Annotated in this window: 1 protein-coding gene; it reads right to left on the reverse strand. The window is 64.3% G+C overall.

From position 1 onward, the window contains the following. Window positions 1–255, reverse strand: a 255-nt coding sequence (locus IU459_RS38135; protein ID WP_195134379.1) for a hypothetical protein, incomplete at both ends; no start/stop codon positions are given.

A 255-nucleotide genomic window follows, 5' to 3' on the forward strand; every position in this document is an offset into this window, starting at 1 on the left:
TCAGCTCGATGCTGGACTCGGCCATCACCAGCAGCGTCATCGGGTAGTGCGTGGCGTCGTTGACGCCGACACCGTTCACCGACATGCCGTCGATCGAGCTGGCGGCCGCGATCGCTTCCTTGTCCATTGGATACGACTCGAACACCATCAGCGTGTCGAACAGCGACCCGGTGCCCGCCACCCGCTGGATCTCGGTGAGCCCAACGTAGTGGTGCTCGAGCAGGTCGGCCTGTTCGCGTTGCAGCCGCTCCAGCA

It is taken from the genome of Nocardia amamiensis, from assembly GCF_015477605.1.
GTDB lineage: Bacteria > Actinomycetota > Actinomycetes > Mycobacteriales > Mycobacteriaceae > Nocardia > Nocardia amamiensis_A.